This is a genomic window from Clostridium sp. CTA-19, from assembly GCF_054767855.1.
Map to the genome: position 1 here is coordinate 99942 of NZ_BAAABH010000010.1, position 16635 is coordinate 116576.

Annotated in this window: 18 protein-coding genes, 2 tRNA genes and 1 rRNA gene; 6 read left to right on the plus strand and 15 right to left on the minus strand. The window is 26.5% G+C overall.

From position 1 onward, the window contains the following. Positions 1-774 precede the first annotated feature (774 nt). Positions 775-1017: an AbrB/MazE/SpoVT family DNA-binding domain-containing protein gene (locus ACYUE0_RS07635; RefSeq protein WP_010293985.1), complete on the plus strand. Its 243-nt coding sequence runs from the start codon at positions 775-777 to the stop codon at positions 1015-1017. 204 nt (positions 1018-1221) lie between these two features. Here ACYUE0_RS07635 and ACYUE0_RS07640 read toward each other — a convergent pair whose 3' ends face one another. The 3 genes from ACYUE0_RS07640 to ACYUE0_RS07650 form a co-directional block, all read right to left on the minus strand. Beyond that, a complete protein-coding gene (locus ACYUE0_RS07640; RefSeq protein ID WP_460270083.1) occupies positions 1222-2418 on the minus strand; it encodes a C40 family peptidase in 1197 nt (398 codons plus the stop codon). Positions 2419-2591: 173 nt separating this feature from the next. Next, positions 2592-3434, minus strand: a complete 843-nt coding sequence (gene rsmI, locus ACYUE0_RS07645; protein ID WP_061993993.1) for a 16S rRNA (cytidine(1402)-2'-O)-methyltransferase — start codon at positions 3432-3434, stop codon at positions 2592-2594. A gap of 24 nt (positions 3435-3458) precedes the next feature. Next, positions 3459-4202: a tRNA1(Val) (adenine(37)-N6)-methyltransferase gene (locus ACYUE0_RS07650; protein WP_061993992.1), complete on the minus strand. Its 744-nt coding sequence runs from the start codon at positions 4200-4202 to the stop codon at positions 3459-3461. 410 nt (positions 4203-4612) lie between these two features. On the opposite strand from ACYUE0_RS07650, the gene ACYUE0_RS07655 reads away from it, so the two are divergent. The 3 genes from ACYUE0_RS07655 to ACYUE0_RS07665 all read left to right on the plus strand — a co-directional run bounded on the left by ACYUE0_RS07655 (position 4613) and on the right by ACYUE0_RS07665 (position 6423). Then, positions 4613-4996, plus strand: a complete 384-nt coding sequence (locus ACYUE0_RS07655; RefSeq protein WP_460270084.1) for a CidA/LrgA family protein — start codon at positions 4613-4615, stop codon at positions 4994-4996. A gap of 4 nt (positions 4997-5000) precedes the next feature. Next, positions 5001-5702 carry an LrgB family protein gene (locus ACYUE0_RS07660; RefSeq protein WP_460270085.1) on the plus strand — a complete coding sequence of 234 codons (702 nt, stop codon included), beginning with the start codon at positions 5001-5003 and terminating at the stop codon, positions 5700-5702. A gap of 61 nt (positions 5703-5763) precedes the next feature. Next, entirely contained in the window at positions 5764-6423 is a 660-nt protein-coding gene (locus tag ACYUE0_RS07665; RefSeq protein WP_061993990.1) for a type II toxin-antitoxin system VapC family toxin, read from the plus strand. Between the two features lie 31 nt (positions 6424-6454). On the opposite strand, the gene ACYUE0_RS07670 is transcribed toward ACYUE0_RS07665, so the two are convergent. Beyond that, positions 6455-7123, minus strand: coding sequence for a LysM peptidoglycan-binding domain-containing protein (locus tag ACYUE0_RS07670; RefSeq protein ID WP_460270086.1), 669 nt, complete (start codon positions 7121-7123; stop codon positions 6455-6457). A gap of 144 nt (positions 7124-7267) precedes the next feature. Beyond that, complete coding sequence (locus ACYUE0_RS07675) at positions 7268-7519, minus strand: YkuS family protein (RefSeq protein WP_061993988.1); 252 nt, start codon at positions 7517-7519, stop codon at positions 7268-7270. 191 nt (positions 7520-7710) lie between these two features. Here ACYUE0_RS07675 and ACYUE0_RS07680 point away from each other — a divergent pair, with 191 nt between their 5' ends. Next, complete coding sequence (locus tag ACYUE0_RS07680; protein ID WP_061993987.1) at positions 7711-9003, plus strand: NCS2 family permease; 1293 nt, start codon at positions 7711-7713, stop codon at positions 9001-9003. A gap of 32 nt (positions 9004-9035) precedes the next feature. Here the strand turns inward: ACYUE0_RS07680 and ACYUE0_RS07685 are convergent, their stop codons facing one another. From ACYUE0_RS07685 to ACYUE0_RS07710, 6 genes are all read right to left on the minus strand, one after another. After that, the gene (locus tag ACYUE0_RS07685) at positions 9036-9950 is read right to left on the minus strand and encodes a PSP1 domain-containing protein (RefSeq protein WP_061993986.1); all 915 of its coding nucleotides are present in this window, start codon (positions 9948-9950) and stop codon (positions 9036-9038) included. Between the two features lies 1 nt (position 9951). After that, positions 9952-10890, minus strand: coding sequence for a DNA polymerase III subunit delta' (locus ACYUE0_RS07690; protein ID WP_460270087.1), 939 nt, complete (start codon positions 10888-10890; stop codon positions 9952-9954). A 127-nt stretch (positions 10891-11017) separates the two neighbouring features. Beyond that, the gene (locus ACYUE0_RS07695; RefSeq protein WP_010294002.1) at positions 11018-11347 is read right to left on the minus strand and encodes a cyclic-di-AMP receptor; all 330 of its coding nucleotides are present in this window, start codon (positions 11345-11347) and stop codon (positions 11018-11020) included. 173 nt (positions 11348-11520) lie between these two features. After that, complete coding sequence (gene tmk, locus ACYUE0_RS07700) at positions 11521-12141, minus strand: dTMP kinase (RefSeq protein ID WP_460270088.1); 621 nt, start codon at positions 12139-12141, stop codon at positions 11521-11523. Between the two features lie 16 nt (positions 12142-12157). Then, the gene (locus ACYUE0_RS07705) at positions 12158-13576 is read right to left on the minus strand and encodes an aminotransferase class I/II-fold pyridoxal phosphate-dependent enzyme (RefSeq protein WP_460270089.1); all 1419 of its coding nucleotides are present in this window, start codon (positions 13574-13576) and stop codon (positions 12158-12160) included. A gap of 54 nt (positions 13577-13630) precedes the next feature. After that, a complete protein-coding gene (locus tag ACYUE0_RS07710; RefSeq protein WP_061993983.1) occupies positions 13631-13810 on the minus strand; it encodes a sigma factor G inhibitor Gin in 180 nt (59 codons plus the stop codon). 213 nt (positions 13811-14023) lie between these two features. Between ACYUE0_RS07710 and ACYUE0_RS07715 the strand changes: the two genes are divergently transcribed. Continuing rightward, positions 14024-15163 (plus strand): zinc-binding metallopeptidase family protein, encoded by a 1140-nt coding sequence (locus ACYUE0_RS07715; protein WP_460270090.1) that lies wholly within the window; start codon positions 14024-14026, stop codon positions 15161-15163. A gap of 13 nt (positions 15164-15176) precedes the next feature. Here the strand turns inward: ACYUE0_RS07715 and ACYUE0_RS07720 are convergent, their stop codons facing one another. The 4 genes from ACYUE0_RS07720 to rrf form a co-directional block, all read right to left on the minus strand. Beyond that, positions 15177-15722 (minus strand): hypothetical protein, encoded by a 546-nt coding sequence (locus ACYUE0_RS07720; protein WP_199869232.1) that lies wholly within the window; start codon positions 15720-15722, stop codon positions 15177-15179. 600 nt (positions 15723-16322) lie between these two features. Beyond that, positions 16323-16396, minus strand: a tRNA-Cys gene (locus ACYUE0_RS07725). 6 nt (positions 16397-16402) lie between these two features. Then, positions 16403-16478: transfer RNA gene (locus ACYUE0_RS07730), tRNA-Phe, on the minus strand. 6 nt (positions 16479-16484) lie between these two features. Beyond that, a 5S ribosomal RNA gene (gene rrf, locus ACYUE0_RS07735) occupies positions 16485-16602 on the minus strand. Positions 16603-16635 lie beyond the last annotated feature (33 nt).

Consider the following 16635-nt stretch of genomic DNA (forward strand, 5'->3'; position numbering starts at 1 on the left):
TCTGAAATTCTAATTTATATATATTCATTTAAAGTAACTTTTATAATCTTATTATACATATTGTAATAATTATAAAATTGTATTTAGTATTTACATATTAATTTATTTTAATAAAAGCCGATTAATTTATTATTGATTAAAATATTTTCATATAAAACATAGTTTTGAATTCTAAGTTATTAAGAGCATGTCTCACTATTTTGTATATCCAAGTTTTTAAATGGATAATTTTAGGAGTCAACTTGGAACCCTATAAATATATTCAAATTTCAAATAATTATTATTAATTTTTGTATATTTATTTTTATAAAATAATTTACTTTAAATTCCTATAAATTAAATTAATTTTTATATAATATTTTTATTTTTTATTTTTTATAAATTTTTATTTTTTTTAAGGATTTTGTTGTTTTCTTAATCTTATTTTTTCTCTATTATTCTTTTATTTTCGACATTTTTCTTGCAAATATACATCTTATTACATTTGTTTTTATTTTTTACATTTATTTATTCTTTACTTTCAATTAGAATTAATAATAAACTCTTTAAATGCCTATATATCAATGTTTTTTTACTAGTTCAAATATTTATATTTTTCATTTGAAAGCATATTGACATTTGTATAATATGGTAGTATATTAACTATAGATGGAATTTAGTAGAAATTTTGTAACTTTATAATAATATGTTATCGACATTCTCTGCTAAATATACATAGATTTTTCAATATATATGATTTTTTTGTCGAATATTTACGTTGGGAGGAACTTAATTATGAAATCAACTGGAGTTGTAAGAAGAGTAGATGAACTTGGAAGAATTGTTATACCTGTGGAATTAAGAAGAACTTTAAACATAGGTGAAAAAGATGCATTAGAGATATACGTAGATGGTGAGCAAATAATATTAAAAAAATATGAGCCTGCTTGTATTTTCTGTGGAGATGCTAGAGACGTTATAAACTATAAATCTAAAAACATTTGTAAAAACTGCTTAAATGCGTTAAAATCAGAATAATAATAAAAAGCACTAGAGTTTCTAGTGCTTTTTATTATTTACATATTATTAACAAATTAATTTGCATTTTGTAATCTTTTCTTAACTTTATTCTTATTATTAAATAGTACAATTTAATTAAGCAAATATACCAAATCCTTTAATATAATAAATAAGAGTCACTAATAAAATGACTCTTATTTATACAATCTACATTCTATAAAATTATACTATTCTTCTTGCTGCGTAATAACCATATCCTAATGTAGATATTTTTACAACGTCACCTGTTTGAGGTGCATGTATGTATTGTCCTCCACCTACATATATACCTACATGGTCTACGCCACCTTCATAGCTAAAGAAAACTAAATCTCCTGGAGCTAAATTGTCTCTTGATACTTCTGACCCTTGGCCAATTTGAGAGTATGTTGTTCTTGTTATATCTATACCAAAATGAGCATAAACATATTGTGTAAACCCAGAACAATCAAATCCAGATGGAGTAGTTCCACCCCAAAGATAAGGAACTCCTTGGAATTGCATAGCATAATTTACTACAGCTTGTCCAGTAGCACTTGCTGGTGGTGCTGTTTCTCCACCGCCATTGTTAGAGTTTCCACCATTATTTGATGATCCACCATTATTAGAGCTTCCACCATTGTCTGATGATCCACCATTATTTCCTGAACCTTGAGAAGATGTTTCTCCTCCTCTTGATACTCTTTGTTGTTCTTGTTCTTGTGCTAAAGCTAACTCATATGCTTCCTTATCTGATTTTAACTTTTCTAATTCAGCAGATGCTTTATCTTGCTCTTTTTTTGCAGCTTGAGATTTTTCACTATAAGCAGTCTTTTGAGTTTCTAACTCTTTCATTTTTTGGTCATTTTCTGATTTTAATGCAACTAATTCTTGTTGTTTAGCTTCTAATGTATCTTTTTCTTTTTGCAATGCATCTTTCTTAGAAGTTAACTCTGTCATTAGTTCTTTATCATAATTCATTATTTGCTTTATATTCTCAAGTCTAGAAACTAATTCTGAAAATCCATTTGAGTCTAAAAGAACTTCTACATAAGTATCCATTCCATTCATATACATAGATCTCATTCTTTCTCTAAATAGATCCTCTTCCTCAGCCATATTTTTTTCTGTTTTTTCAACACTAGCCGCTGTATCTTTTATTGTTTTCTCTGTTTTTTCTATTTTGCTATTAGTTTCGTCTATATTCACCATTAAGTTTGATATTTCGTTATCTAGTTTTTGAATTTGTCCATTTATTTGGTCTAACTTTTCTTGAGCGCTTTTATATTCATTAGCTTTAGCATTTATTTCACTATCACTTGGTGCTGCCATAGCTATGCTACTCATGCTTGATGTTGCAATGACCATTGCTGTAGCTATTGCTACTATCTTTCTATTCAAATCAAGATCCCTCCCCTATAAAATTTCTTTTTAATTATACCATTAAACCTATCAATAACTCAACATTTCTCAATCTTTTTGTTTTGTTTTGTTACAAAAACTTTACTTTTTCTTCATCTTTATGGTATAATAAACCATTTAATCCAATAAAAAATATACTGTTTTGTAATTTTTTATATATCTATAGAGTGTTTGTAAACTTCTGACTTGTTTAATTTTCTATCTTTTGCTACTTGTTTTATAGAATCTTTTTTACTCAAGCCTTCCTTTATATATGATTTTATATGTTCCTCAATAGATAATTCTTCCCACTTAGACATTTGTTCTTTTTCTATGTCTTCCTTGCTTTTTCCTTCTACCACTAAAACATATTCACCTCTTGGAGAATTTTCATTATAAAATTTAATAGCCTCTTCTAATGGTAATCTTATTATTTCCTCATATAACTTAGTAAGCTCTCTACATATAGATATTTTTCTATTTCCTAAATGCTCACACAAAAATTCTAAAGTACTTAATAATCTATGAGGTGCTTCATAAAATATTAAACTTTCTGTTCTATCTTTTAAATCCTCTATTATAGGCTTTCTCTCTTTGTTTTCTCTTGGTAAAAAACCTCTAAATAAAAATTTAGTAGTATCTAGTCCTGAATATACTAAAGCTGTTGTTATAGCTGTTGCTCCTGGCAAAACTTCAAAACTCAAATTTTCATCTATACACTTTTTCACTATAACTTCTCCTGGATCTGATATTCCCGGAGTTCCTGCATCACTTATTATTGCTACATTTTTACCTTCTTTTAGCATATCTATTATAGTTTCACTTTTCCCATTTTCATTATGCTTATGATAACTTATTAAAGATTTTTTTATTCCAAAGTAATTAAGTAGTTTTAAGCTTTGTCTTGTATCTTCACAAGCTATTATGTCTGCATTTTTCAATGTATCTACAGCTCTAAATGTCATATCTTTTAAATTTCCTATGGGAGTAGGAACTAAATATAATTTTCCACTCATCTTTATCACCCTTTGCTTTTTTAATTAAATACTATCACTATTGTACATCTTTATAATTTCATCACTATATGTTCCATCAGCATTATGAACATTCAACGGATCATCCCATTTTAAAAAAGCCCCTCCATCTCTTTGTCCTTCTACTAATACAATATTAGGAGCTTTATTAGGTACAGGATGTACCATTCTTACTCTTTTAGGTTCAATTTTATGTTTTCTCATAACTGTAAATATATCAGCCAATCTATCTGGTCTATGTACCATGAAAAACCTGCCATTGTCCTTTAATAAAATTCTAGCAGCTACTATAACATCTTCTAGATTACAACAAACCTCATGTCTTGCTATAGCTAATCTATCAGTAGGGTTTACAATGCCTGAATTAAATAACTTATAAGGGGGATTAACTGTAACTACATCTGCTTTTTCTATTTTTTTAAGCATATTTATATTTGTTAAATCACCTTCTAAAAATTTAACTTTATCATTTAAGTTATTTAGATTAGATGTTCTGTTTGCCATATCAACAAACTCTTTTTGAATCTCTATTCCTAATATATTTTTACATTCTGTTTTACCAGATATTATAAAAGGTATTATTCCAGTTCCTGTACACAAATCTATGACTCTATGATTTCTCTTAACTTTTGAAAAATTTGCTAACATAACTGCATCTACACCAAATCTAAAGCCTTCTTTTTTTTGTATAACTTTTATTCCCTTTAACTGCAAATCATCTAAAGTTTCATCACTTTTTATAATATCCATACTTAAGCCTCATTTCTAATTTGTATTAGTCATTATATACTTTTGTATTATGTATACATACAACATATCATATTTTAATAAAATATGCTTTTTAGTCAATATCTATTTTAATATTAAAATAGATATTGTAACATTAAATCTATTAATTTATAAAATAATATTAATAAATTTAAATTTAATTTTAAATTTATCTTTGAAATATTAAAATTAAAATGTTTACATATCATTTATTCGCATAATTAGTCTAAATTCCTCTTTAAAGTTTCAATACATTCGTTTTTTCTAAATTAAACTACATTATTTCTATAATATTATAAATTACTTCTCTTATTTCCATTAGTATATTATTTAAAAATGTAATAGAATATACATGGTATTGTATTTTTACTGTATATATTACGGAAGAGAGCGTGATAAATTTGAAAATTTTAAAGCAATTAGCAATTATATTTTTTATTACATTTTTAGGTGAAGCTGTTAGTAGATTACTTCATTTACCTATACCTGGTAATGTAATAGGTATGCTTCTTTTATTAGTTGCACTACTAACCAATATTTTAAAAACGGAAGCTATTGAAGAAGTTTCTAATTATCTTTTAAATAACTTGGCATTTTTCTTTGTGCCTGCAAGTATTGGAATACTAGGTTGTTTAGATATATTAAAAGGCAGTGTTATAAAAATTTTATTAGTATGTATTATATCTACCAGTTTAGTTCTTATTGTTACTGCTTACACAGTTCAACTACTTACAAAAGTATTAGAAAAGAAGAGTATTATTAAGGAGGAACAATAATATAATGAAGGAACTATTATCAACACCAATTTTTGTTATGTTTTTAACACTATCTACATACATATTTGCACAATACATACAAAGAAAGACTAAATTAGTTTTATTAAACCCATTATTGATATCTATGATTATTATAATGGCTGTACTAATAATCTTTAAGATTCCTCTTGAAGATTATCAAAATGGTACAAGCATGATAACATTTTTTCTAACGCCATCAACTATAATTTTAGCAGTTCCTTTATATAAAAAGATAGAACTATTAAAGAAACATGCACTTCCAATATTTATTGGAATAACTGTAGGAACTTTTGTTGGAATGATTTCTATAATTTTATTATGCAAAGTTTTTGGAATAAGTGGAAATATAGCATTATCATTAATACCTAAATCAGTTACTACACCTATTGGTGTTGAAGTTTCAAAACAACTTGGAGGCATACCTGCTATAACAATATCAGCTATAATAATTACTGGTATAATTGGAGCTATATTATCTCCTGTTATTTGTAATATTTTCAAGATAAAACATAGCGTTGCTATAGGCCTTGGTATTGGAACATCTGCACATGCCCTTGGAACAAGTAAGGCACTAGAAATGGGTGAAGTTGAAGGCGCCATGAGCGGACTTTCTATTGGGATTGCAGGACTAATAACAGTGCTTCTTAGTCCTATTATACTAAAAATATTTAACTTAATTATGTAATAAGTTAACGCTTAAGTTAATATGAATAAAATATACTATATAATTAGTGAAGGTATATTTTATGGAAATGATTTTATATCCTTTTAAAGGTGTGGTCTTTGATGAAAGCACCTCTATACTTTTGGATGCCTCATTTTTACTAAGTTTAGTATATGATGATGATCCAAAACACTCAGAGTGTATAGAGGTTCTAAGAAAAATTATGTTAGGCAAAAGTATCCTTTATATAACTTCAATAATTTCTTGTGAGGTTTTAAATCAGATTATGTATAAAGTATTTATGATAGATGTGCAATATAAAATAACAAAGGCTACGCCATTTAATACTCCAAATAATATTAAATGTATTATATCTACTTTTAATAAATATGATAGAAAATCATTAAAAGAAAAACGGACTTCTAAAGTTGTGGATATACCCTATAAAAAATATTTTGATAACTTATCTAAAAATGCTTTGAGGAAAAATTTGCTTAACATATATTATAAAACAGCTGTTAATATGCATACGCAATTAGAACATACATTAAAATTTAATTATCTAGATATTAATGATATTTGCATGATTAAAACAAAAGAATTGATGATGACTCATAATATTGCAGTTAATGATGCTACCATATTAGCCGCTGCCGAATGTTACAACATTAATTTTCTTTTAACTTTAGATAGTGATTTTCTATATGCAGATACAGCATCTGTACAAATATTAAAAATTTAGCCTTACTAATATTAATAGTAAGGCTCTTTTTTTATTTAGATGGTATTTCAAGTATGTCTCCTACTTTTATAGCATTTTCATCTTTTATGTTATTATGTTCTTTTATTTCTTTTACAGCTTCTTTTACAGCTACATTCGGCATTTTTTCTTGAGCTATACTATAAAGACTATCACCTTTTTTTATTTTATATTCCATTCCTGTTACATCTTTATTATCGCTATTTTGTTTAGTTGTACTTTGACTTTCTAAAGCTATTTCATAAGGTATAACTATTTGTTGTCCTGAAATTACACTAGTACTATTCTTTAAATCATTTCTTTTTACAATAGTATCAATTACTTCTTTAGTGTCAAAACTTGGCATATATGCTGAAGCTATACTATATAAAGTATCATTCTTCTTAATTGTATATACCCCTTCTTTAACTTCTTCTGTTTTACTTGTATTTTTCTCCTGTTTTTTGTTTTCTTTTTGTTCTTCATTTGCTTTGGAATTATTCTTATTTTCTAAGTTATTTTTATTTTTTTCATTTTCTCTTTGTAAATTTTCTTTTGATTGCTTTTCTTCCATTTTTACATTTTTGGATTCATTAATAACTATTTCTTTTTCACTTTTACCTATAAAATTTACAGTTACTAATACTCCTACTAAAACAACTAAGCATGTTGTTGTTGCTATTAACCCCTTTTTTAATTTCATATCTATTACACCTCTCTAAATTATAAATTCTATTTAAATAATTAACAAAAATATTTTTTTTATACACTTTTACCATATTTTTATTTATTTTATTCTAAAATATAAATAAAAACACCTAGAATAAGTCTAAGTGTTCTTGTTTTCTTAATTATTATCTAATTGATTTTTTATTTCTTGTGGTGTCATTCCATCTGCATTAATCATTTGTGCCTTAACTTCAGTATCTTCTATACCCATAAAGTTTTCATTTTCACCAGTAACTATTACAGCGTCAAATTTGTTTAAAAATTTAGATGTATTTTCCTTAGTTCCATCAAATTCTCTAACTGTATAACCTTCTTGATTTAAAAAACTTTTTACTGGATTTAAACCCTTTTGTACAGCTACTTTCTTCATTTTTACCACTCCTTTATACTTTAATCTTTTTATATTATTCTCTGAGTGTATATAATATATTCAAGTTCAATTTATAATATTAAATTTATAATTACATTAAAAATTATAAATTTAAAGTTATTTTGTGATATAATTTTAATGCATCTTTAATAGATGTGGGTGGGCGAGGGAAAATAAAACGAGGTCGTAAAATGAACAATTTATTTAAACTTAAAGAGCATAATGTAAGTTTTAAAGGCGAACTTACAGCAGGCGTAACCTCTTTTTTTGCTGCAGTATATATAATCATAGTTAATGCTAGTATATTAAGTGATACTGGCATGCCACTTGAAGGGCTAATAATAGCTACTGCTTTGTCTTCACTTATCGGAACATTGCTTGTAGCTTTCATAAGTAATGCCCCATTGTTAATAATGCCTGGTATGGGTATTAATGCACTATTCACTTATACAATTGTTAAATCTATGGGCTTATCCTTTAATGAAGCATTAGGAGCAGTAGTTATTTCTGGAATAATTTTTTCCATTATAGCTTTTACAAAGCTATCAACTATAATTGCTGATGCAATACCTCAATCATTAAAAGAAGCTATTTCTGTTGGAATTGGATTATTTATTACTTTTATAGGTCTTCAAAAAAGCGGACTTATTGTAGGTAATGAAACAACTTTAATTGCATTAGGAGACCTTACTTCACCTTCAGTTTTAGCATTTTTAATAATTTTTGTATTAACTCTTTATTTATTTTCAAGGGATGTTCCCGGAGGATTTTTAATAAGCATTATAGTTGGTACTTTAATATGTATTGGCTTTAAAGTTGTTGATTTAAGTGGATTATCTTTTACAGGGATAGATTTAGGAAGTTATAAACAAATATTTTTTAATATGAGTTTTGCTAAAATATCTGATTCTTCATTTTGGATTGCAGTATTCTCATTAACTCTTGTTTTAGTCTTTGAAAATATTGGACTTTTACATGGTCAAATTAATGGAATGTTGAAAGCAGATTATAAATTTAAACCAGCATTAAAAGCTACTTCTATTTCAACTATAGTTTGTGGTATATTCGGTACTAGTCCCTCTGTATCAACAGTTGAAGGTGCAGCTGGAATTGCTGCTGGTGGAAAAACTGGATTATCTTCTGTAATAGCTGGCTTATTATTTTTACTATCTTTACTATTCATACCATTTATAAAAATAATACCAGATGCAGCAATATCACCAATACTTATAATTATTGGTGCTTTAATGATGAAAAACATAGAAAATATTAATTTTAACAATTTTACAGAAGGGTTACCTGCATTTTTAATTATCGCCTTAATACCTTTAACTTATAGTATAGTTGATGGTATCGCCTTTGGATTTATTACCTATCCTTTAATGAAGCTCTTTAAAAAGGAACATAAAGATGTTTCTATGCCGATGTATATAATTTCATTAGCATTTTTAGCTTATTTTATACTTCATTATTCAAGTATTTAAAATAAAAACAGGTGTATAACTACACCTGTTTTTTAATCTTCTTTAATTAATTCTTTTATCATATCATGCTCATGATCTTCTATTTCAGCCTCTAGCTCTTTTATGTCAACTTCATTAATAATATCTTCATAGCTACCTTTAACTAAAGTTATATTCTCTATTTTAAAATCTCTTAATTCATCATCTGAACCATCAACTTTAATTTTAACTCTAACGCTTTCTTTAACTACGCTGTTGCTTGTAACTTCACCTTCACCATCTACTGTGCTTACGATTGATCCTACTTTAGGTAACTTCTTTCTAGTTTCCTCATAAGTTTTTTGCTCATAGTTTAAACAACACATTAATCTACCGCATATTCCAGAGATTTTTGTAGGATTTAATGATAAATTTTGTTCCTTAGCCATTTTTATTGATACAGGTACAAAATCTCCTAAAAATGTTGAGCAACAAAGCGGTCTGCCACATGGCCCTAAACCACCTTTCATCTTCGCTTCATCTCGTACCCCTATTTGTCTTAACTCTATTCTTGTTCTAAATACTGAAGCTAAATCTTTTACTAACTCTCTAAAATCAACTCTTCCATCTGCAGTAAAATAAAATATAACTTTATTATTATCAAATGTATATTCTACATCTATAAGTTTCATATCTAATGCATGTTTTTCTATTTTTTCCATGCATACACTAAAAGCTTCTTCTTCTTTTTCTTTGTTTTCTTTATTTTTTAAAATGTCTTCTTCTGTAGCCTTTCTTATAACATCTTTAAGTGGAGAAACTATTTTTTTCTCACAGATTTGTCTTCTACCTATGACACATTCACCAAACTCTACACCTCTCGCTGTTTCCACAACTACAAAATCACTACATTTTATATCTAACTCACCGGGATTAAAATAATATATTTTCCCAGCTTTTTTAAATCTAACACCTATTACAGTAACCATATTACACCTCCTGCAACTTTAATAACATAACATTAAATGCTAAAGCGCTATTTACATTTTTATCTAAATTAACCCTCGTAGCATTTATTATACTAATAATATCATTTAATTGTTTAAAAGAAAACATGCTTGCGCACATCTTTATTTCCTCGAATTTATCCTTATTTATTATAAGGTCTTTATTTCCAATTTCCTTATATATTATTGCATCTCTTAAAAAACTTATCATAATATCAACTATATATTCAAATTTTTTTGCATTATTTATAAAAAACTCTTCTAAAGTAAATGTATCTTCTATATTTAAATCACCTAATGTATTTACTATATTTATAGCCTTATCTCTTATTTCGTTAAATTCATCATCATTTAAAAGCATATCCACTCTTCCCGGTATACCTCTACTAAATTCTAAAAGAAAGTTTTCATTTTCATCCTTTAAACCTGAATAATAATTTTGTAAATACTGTAACAATTCTTTATCTTTTAATGGTATAAATTTATGTATTTGACAACGAGACTTTATGGTTTCTAAAATATTATTTAATTCTTCACATAATATTATTATAAATATATTTTTAGGCGGTTCTTCAATAGTTTTAAGCAATGCATTTTGTGCTTGAATGGTCATTTTATCACCATTATGAATTATCACCACTTTTTTATCTGACTCATAGGGCTTTTTATTTATTTCTTCAATCAATCCTCTTATTTCATTAACGCCTATAGATAATCTTCCAGCTTTTAATTTAAATTCAACTATATCTACGTAATCTCTGTTTTCATTTTTGCCAATTAGTTTAATTGCTATATTTTTAGCTACTATACTTTTTCCTATACCATCTTCGCCCCAAAATACATGAGCATGAGAAATAGTTTTTAAATTTATTGCATTATAAAAACTACTTATTATATCTTCATGTCCTATTATATCTTTCATACTAATTCCTCCTAAAATAAATGTGCAGTAAAATTTTATTTTACTGCACATATTAATTTAAGTTGTTTAAAAGAAAATTATCTTGTTAAACATATATTATATTTCAACCAATAATTATTTTTACATTTTAAACCCTTAAAAATTTATCTACATCTACCACAAATATAGTTGCTCCTCCAATATCTACCTCTATTGGATATGGTACATATACCCCTGTAGATCCTGCTACTGGTGAAGGTGATGATACTATTTGCTTTCTTATTTTACATATATCTTCTATTATTGATAATACCAAATTTACTTTTTCATCATCTACACCGCACATTAATGTAGTGTTACCTGCTTTCAAAAAACCACCTGTGGTTGCTAGTTTAGTTACTCTTAATCCATTCTCTGTCATAACATCAATAAGGTCTGGTGCATCATCGTCTTGAACTATTGCGATTACTAGTTTCATAACAATCTCCCCTTTGTTTAGACTTTATAAAAACATCCACTTTACTGTTATATGAATAAATACAATATAGATTTATATAGAAATTTTTATAGTCTATTAATTTATGTTTTCCATTTTATTCTAGTTATTATAATTTTATCATACCTTCCAAATAAATTTATAATTTTAAATAATTATTTAAGAAAACTTTCTATTTCATTAACAATTTTATTATGCACATAATCTAGAGTATTATTTCCATCTATAGTAACTATGTTATTCAATTCTTTAGCTAATTGTTGATATCCATTATAAACTTTTTTATGAAAATCATTACCGCAATTTTCTAGTCTATCTAGCTTTCTTTGTGAACATTTTCGCTCTAAACCTTTTTCATATTCTACATTTATCATTAATGTTAAATCCGCTTTAACACCATTTAAGGCTATATCATTTATACACTGTACTTCTTTTACCCCTATGCCTCTTGCAATTCCTTGATAAACAATTGAAGAATATACAAATCTATCACATAAAACAATTGTCCCATCTTCTAGTGCTGGTTTTATTACTTCTTCTATAAGTTGTGCTCTAGATGCTGCATAAAGTAATGCCTCACATACACTACTCATTTCTGCATTGTTATTATCTAATATTATATTTCTTATGTTTTCACTTATTTTGGTTCCTCCAGGTTCTCTTGTAACTAAGACCTTATATCCTTTGTTTTCTAAATAATTAGAAAGCATTTTTATTTGTGTACTTTTTCCACTTCCATCTGGACCTTCTAATGCTATTAATAATCCTTTTTTCATATATTCCTCCAGTTTACTATTCCTCTATAATAGCTATATTATTGTTTTCTAAACCTAATATAGTAACTTTATTATCTATATAATACTGTAATATGTCTAAAGATTTTTCATCTATTATCTCTCCTGGCATAACTAGGGGTATTCCTGGAGGATATGGCACTACAGCTTCTTTACATATTTTATTTTGACACTTTTTATAATTCTTAAAAACTTGTTTTTTATGTAAAACTTCATAGGGATATAATTTAGTATTCGGTATATGGCATTCTAAAGCCTTTATATTTTTTTCCTTTAATATAGTTACATCGCAATTCTTTAATTCATTATATAGCTTTTTGAAATCTTCTTCTGTATTAAATGGAGAAAATATAGCAACTACATTTCTACAATCGCTTAATTCACACTGAACACCATTTTCTCTTAAATAACTTAATAGCTTATGCCCACTATATCCTTTATCTACATTTATTATAAACCTTGTCTTATCTAAAGTTAGTCCTTTATCTAAATCTTTCTCTGAAATTATATGAAATATACTTAATTTATTTATTTCTTTAGCATATTTGTCACATAAATTTAATAATTCATTATAAAAATTTTCTCCATATTCTTGAAGAAAAAATCTTCCATATTCCATAGATGCCATCAATATATATGAGGGACTTGTACTTAAAAATGCTGAAACGTAAAAATCTACAACATTTAAATCTACACCTTCATTTACATGTAAAAATGCTGTCTGTGTTAAGCTTGGTATAGTCTTATGAGAGCTCTCAACTACCATATCACAACCTAATTCTAACGCATCCTTAGGCAGTCTATTGTTTGCTTTAAAATGCGCCCCATGTGCAGAATCTACAATTACTTTCATGCCATGTAATTTAGCTTTGTTAACTATTGACTTTAAGTCGTAGCATATACCATAATAATTAGGATATGTAAGAATTACACCTTTTGCATCCTGATTCTGTTCTATTGTTTTATAAAGATTATCTATATCTATTGATAACGGAGCATCATATATATCACTTATATTATTTTTTATATATATAGGTTTTAATTTTCTCATTATTATTCCGTTATATATAGATCTATGGCAATTTCTTTCAACAATTACCTTGTCCCCTTCTTGGAAAGATGAGAATATCATAGCTAGATTACCACTTGTACTTCCATTTACTAAAAAATATGATTTTTTACTTTCATAAAATTTAGACAAGAGTTCTAATGATTCTTTTATTATATCCTCTGGACTGTGTAAATTATCAACTCCATCAACCTCTGTTATATCAAATTTTATTAAATTATTTAAAAATAATAATCCCTCATTAGTAATTTTATACCCTCTTCCACATTTATGACCAGGCATTGATAAAGGTACATTGTTTTCATTTATATATTTTAAAATACCATCTATTAATGGTGTACTTGTCATTGATACTCACCTCTATTAGTTCTTTGCTTATCATATAATAAACTTATTTTTATATTATAATATATTTTTTACATATCCTTTAACCAATTTTTTTCTAATACATTTGTTATAAAACAAATAAAAATCTGTATTCAAGTCTGTATTTATAATTTTTTTTTCACACTCTATACATATTTTTCTTCCGTAAACTATTATACCATCATTTGACTTGTTACATATTATACAATTACACATTTTATCCTCTCCATATTAGCCTTATATGCTAAGTAATACTTTAATAAACTTATTTATCCTTATTAATTATTGACTTGAATATAGGTATATATACAAGCTAATATAACTACATATAAAATGGCCTCCTATTTAATACTTTATATTATTAATGGGTATAATAATAATTGCTTATATATAATTTAAAATTTTAAATAATTGGAAGGAGATTTTCTTGTGAAGCAAAATGTTATAAGTTATTTATCAACTATAAAAAATGAAATTCTTTCAATAAATAGTTTTTTATATAATAATCCTGAAAAACCATTTCATGAATACAATTCTTGCAAGTATCTAATTAATATTTTAAGAAAACATGATTTTAATATAACTGAAAACTTTTTAGATATTAATACTGCTTTTAAAGCTACTTATGGACAGGGATATCCTAAAATATGCTATATATGCAAATATAGTGCCCATGAAACTTTAGGTCATATCTATGGAAATAACTCAAATGCAGCTATTTCTATTGGTGCTGGTATTGCTTTAAAAGAGATATTAAATAAAATGAATGGAACTATAATTATAATAGGCTGTCCTGGACTATACTCAAATGGTAGTGAAATAAAAATGACTCACGAAAATGTATTTGAAGATGCTGATTTGATAATTGCACCACATGTAGATAACACAAATTCAGAAAGTGGAACTTCAATGGCTTCTATACCTTTAAAAATCGACTACACTTTAAATAAGACAGACAATAGATCTTTAGAGTTTTCATTGTTTAATTTGCAAAGCTTAAATCAAATAGTTAAAAGTTCTTGTGATAAATGTTATATAGATAAGTTAAATATAGATATAAATAATAAAATTCAAGATAAACTAATTAACGAAACTTTTAAATTTCATTTAAAATCTCCTTGCATTAAAGAGGCGGAAACCATTGAACATAAAATAAGATCTTATTTTACTAGTCTAGAATCTATGTTGGATATAAAATATAACGTATGTTTATATGAATTACCGTGCAAACAACTAATTTCTAATACTGTTTTATCTAGAATTTTTTCTCACAATTTAAAAGAATGTGGAATAATAAATATAGATGAGCCTAAAACTATGGAATATTCTTTAGGTATTGGAACTATAAGTCATACAACACCTACTATATACCCATCTATATCTATAACTGATGACACAAGTATTCATTGTCCTTCAACTGAGTTTAAAGATTCCACTTTATTAGAATTATCATGCGAACGAATTTTATTAGCTGCTCAATGCATTGCAATAACTTCAATAGATTTCTTAGAAAGAGAAGATTTATTAAAAGAAATCACTGTTAATCACTATAATAATATAAAAAAATAAAAATGAATAGCTTTTAGCTATTCATTTTTATTAACACATTATGAAATCTATTTATTGTTTCCTCATTATAAATTTCATGTTTTTCTCTAATAATATTTATTCTACTTATTAATTTTTTACTAGGTTCAAAATAAAATTTATTTATTTTCCCATTAAATTTATAACTGCAACAATATCTACTTTTTAAACCTAATAAACAACAAGTATACTTATTTCCACTTAATAAACAAAATAATTTGTTACCTTGTATTTTACTAATATTTTCAATATCTTTTATTTTTATATCTGCTACTAAAACTTGTAAATCTCCAACTACTTTATGAATTATTAATTGATCAGCTATTATAGAATATTTATATCTTGTATTACATTTATAAAATTCTAATCCACAACAAGTTGCCATTAATGCTAAAAAGAATATATTACAAAATACTCTTACACTTTCAATCTTGTTGTTTATAAAATCCGACAAGAGTATAAATATTATCATCAATAAAAATAAAAATAATAGCGCTGGAAGTTTTTTTCTATATATAGTTTCCTTATACATAGTCCCCATCTCCAAACCCTCCTAAATACATATTATAAATTAATTACATGTCTGCCCTAAGTATTATACTAAGCTTTTAACAAATAATCTACTCAATTTTAAACCATTTAAAGTTGTTTAAAACTAAAAAACTGCATTCAATTCAAATTAACATGGCCTTTCCCAATATAACTCTCAATCTCTCTAAATTCATGTCTTTTTTATCAACTTAACAGTAACTTAACCTTAATTTAATATAGTTGAAATTCATATTGAATTTAAAAATATTGAACTTTTTTACTTTTTCATAATACTTAGCATATAAAAAATATAATATTTTTTTAATTTATTTGACAACCGCTATATTATGTATAAGTTTTCAAAACAAAATTAGTTTTAATTTTGCTATTATATAGAGAAACAAGCTCCAATTTAAATTTATTCAATAACTTTAAATTATTTTCACACAAGATGCAGTGTTGAATTTTAAGTGATTCGGAGCATGTCTCACTATTTTAGGTATTCAAGTTTTGGAATGGATAATTTTAAAAGTCAACTTGGAACCCTATATAATAAATATTATTTTTTACAAAATAAAAAAGCTTATATCTTAAAGATATAAGCTTTTTTTGGAGGCGCCACCCAGATTTGAACTGGGGGTAAAGGCTTTGCAGGCCTCTGCCTTACCACTTGGCCATGGCGCCATTAACTGGTGGCTCGAGCAGGAATCGAACCAGCGACACGAGGATTTTCAGTCCTCTGCTCTACCGACTGAGCTATCGAGCCTTACTTACCTGGCAACAACCTACCCTCCCACACAGTCACCCGTGCAGTACTCTCGGYGTCTAGAGGCTTAACTTGCCTGTTCGGAATGGAAAGGAGTGTTACCCTCTAAACCATCATCACCAGATTAAAATTCTTATAAACTTCGCACTTCGTCGTC

Excerpts from the sequence above, each read along its gene's own strand:
- ACYUE0_RS07635 (WP_010293985.1), top strand. The coding sequence starts at position 775 with ATGAAATCAACTGGAGTTGTAAGAAGAGTAGATGAACTTGGAAGAATT.
- rsmI (WP_061993993.1), bottom strand. The coding sequence starts at position 3,434 with ATGAGTGGAAAATTATATTTAGTTCCTACTCCCATAGGAAATTTAAAA.
- ACYUE0_RS07650 (WP_061993992.1), bottom strand. The coding sequence starts at position 4,202 with ATGGATATTATAAAAAGTGATGAAACTTTAGATGATTTGCAGTTAAAG.
- ACYUE0_RS07660 (WP_460270085.1), top strand. The coding sequence starts at position 5,001 with ATGAAGGAACTATTATCAACACCAATTTTTGTTATGTTTTTAACACTA.
- ACYUE0_RS07665 (WP_061993990.1), top strand. The coding sequence starts at position 5,764 with ATGGAAATGATTTTATATCCTTTTAAAGGTGTGGTCTTTGATGAAAGC.
- ACYUE0_RS07670 (WP_460270086.1), bottom strand. The coding sequence starts at position 7,123 with ATGAAATTAAAAAAGGGGTTAATAGCAACAACAACATGCTTAGTTGTT.
- ACYUE0_RS07675 (WP_061993988.1), bottom strand. The coding sequence starts at position 7,519 with ATGAAGAAAGTAGCTGTACAAAAGGGTTTAAATCCAGTAAAAAGTTTT.
- ACYUE0_RS07680 (WP_061993987.1), top strand. The coding sequence starts at position 7,711 with ATGAACAATTTATTTAAACTTAAAGAGCATAATGTAAGTTTTAAAGGC.
- ACYUE0_RS07685 (WP_061993986.1), bottom strand. The coding sequence starts at position 9,950 with ATGGTTACTGTAATAGGTGTTAGATTTAAAAAAGCTGGGAAAATATAT.
- ACYUE0_RS07690 (WP_460270087.1), bottom strand. The coding sequence starts at position 10,890 with ATGAAAGATATAATAGGACATGAAGATATAATAAGTAGTTTTTATAAT.
- ACYUE0_RS07695 (WP_010294002.1), bottom strand. The coding sequence starts at position 11,347 with ATGAAACTAGTAATCGCAATAGTTCAAGACGATGATGCACCAGACCTT.
- tmk (WP_460270088.1), bottom strand. The coding sequence starts at position 12,141 with ATGAAAAAAGGATTATTAATAGCATTAGAAGGTCCAGATGGAAGTGGA.
- ACYUE0_RS07705 (WP_460270089.1), bottom strand. The coding sequence starts at position 13,576 with ATGACAAGTACACCATTAATAGATGGTATTTTAAAATATATAAATGAA.
- ACYUE0_RS07710 (WP_061993983.1), bottom strand. The coding sequence starts at position 13,810 with ATGTGTAATTGTATAATATGTAACAAGTCAAATGATGGTATAATAGTT.
- ACYUE0_RS07720 (WP_199869232.1), bottom strand. The coding sequence starts at position 15,722 with ATGGGGACTATGTATAAGGAAACTATATATAGAAAAAAACTTCCAGCG.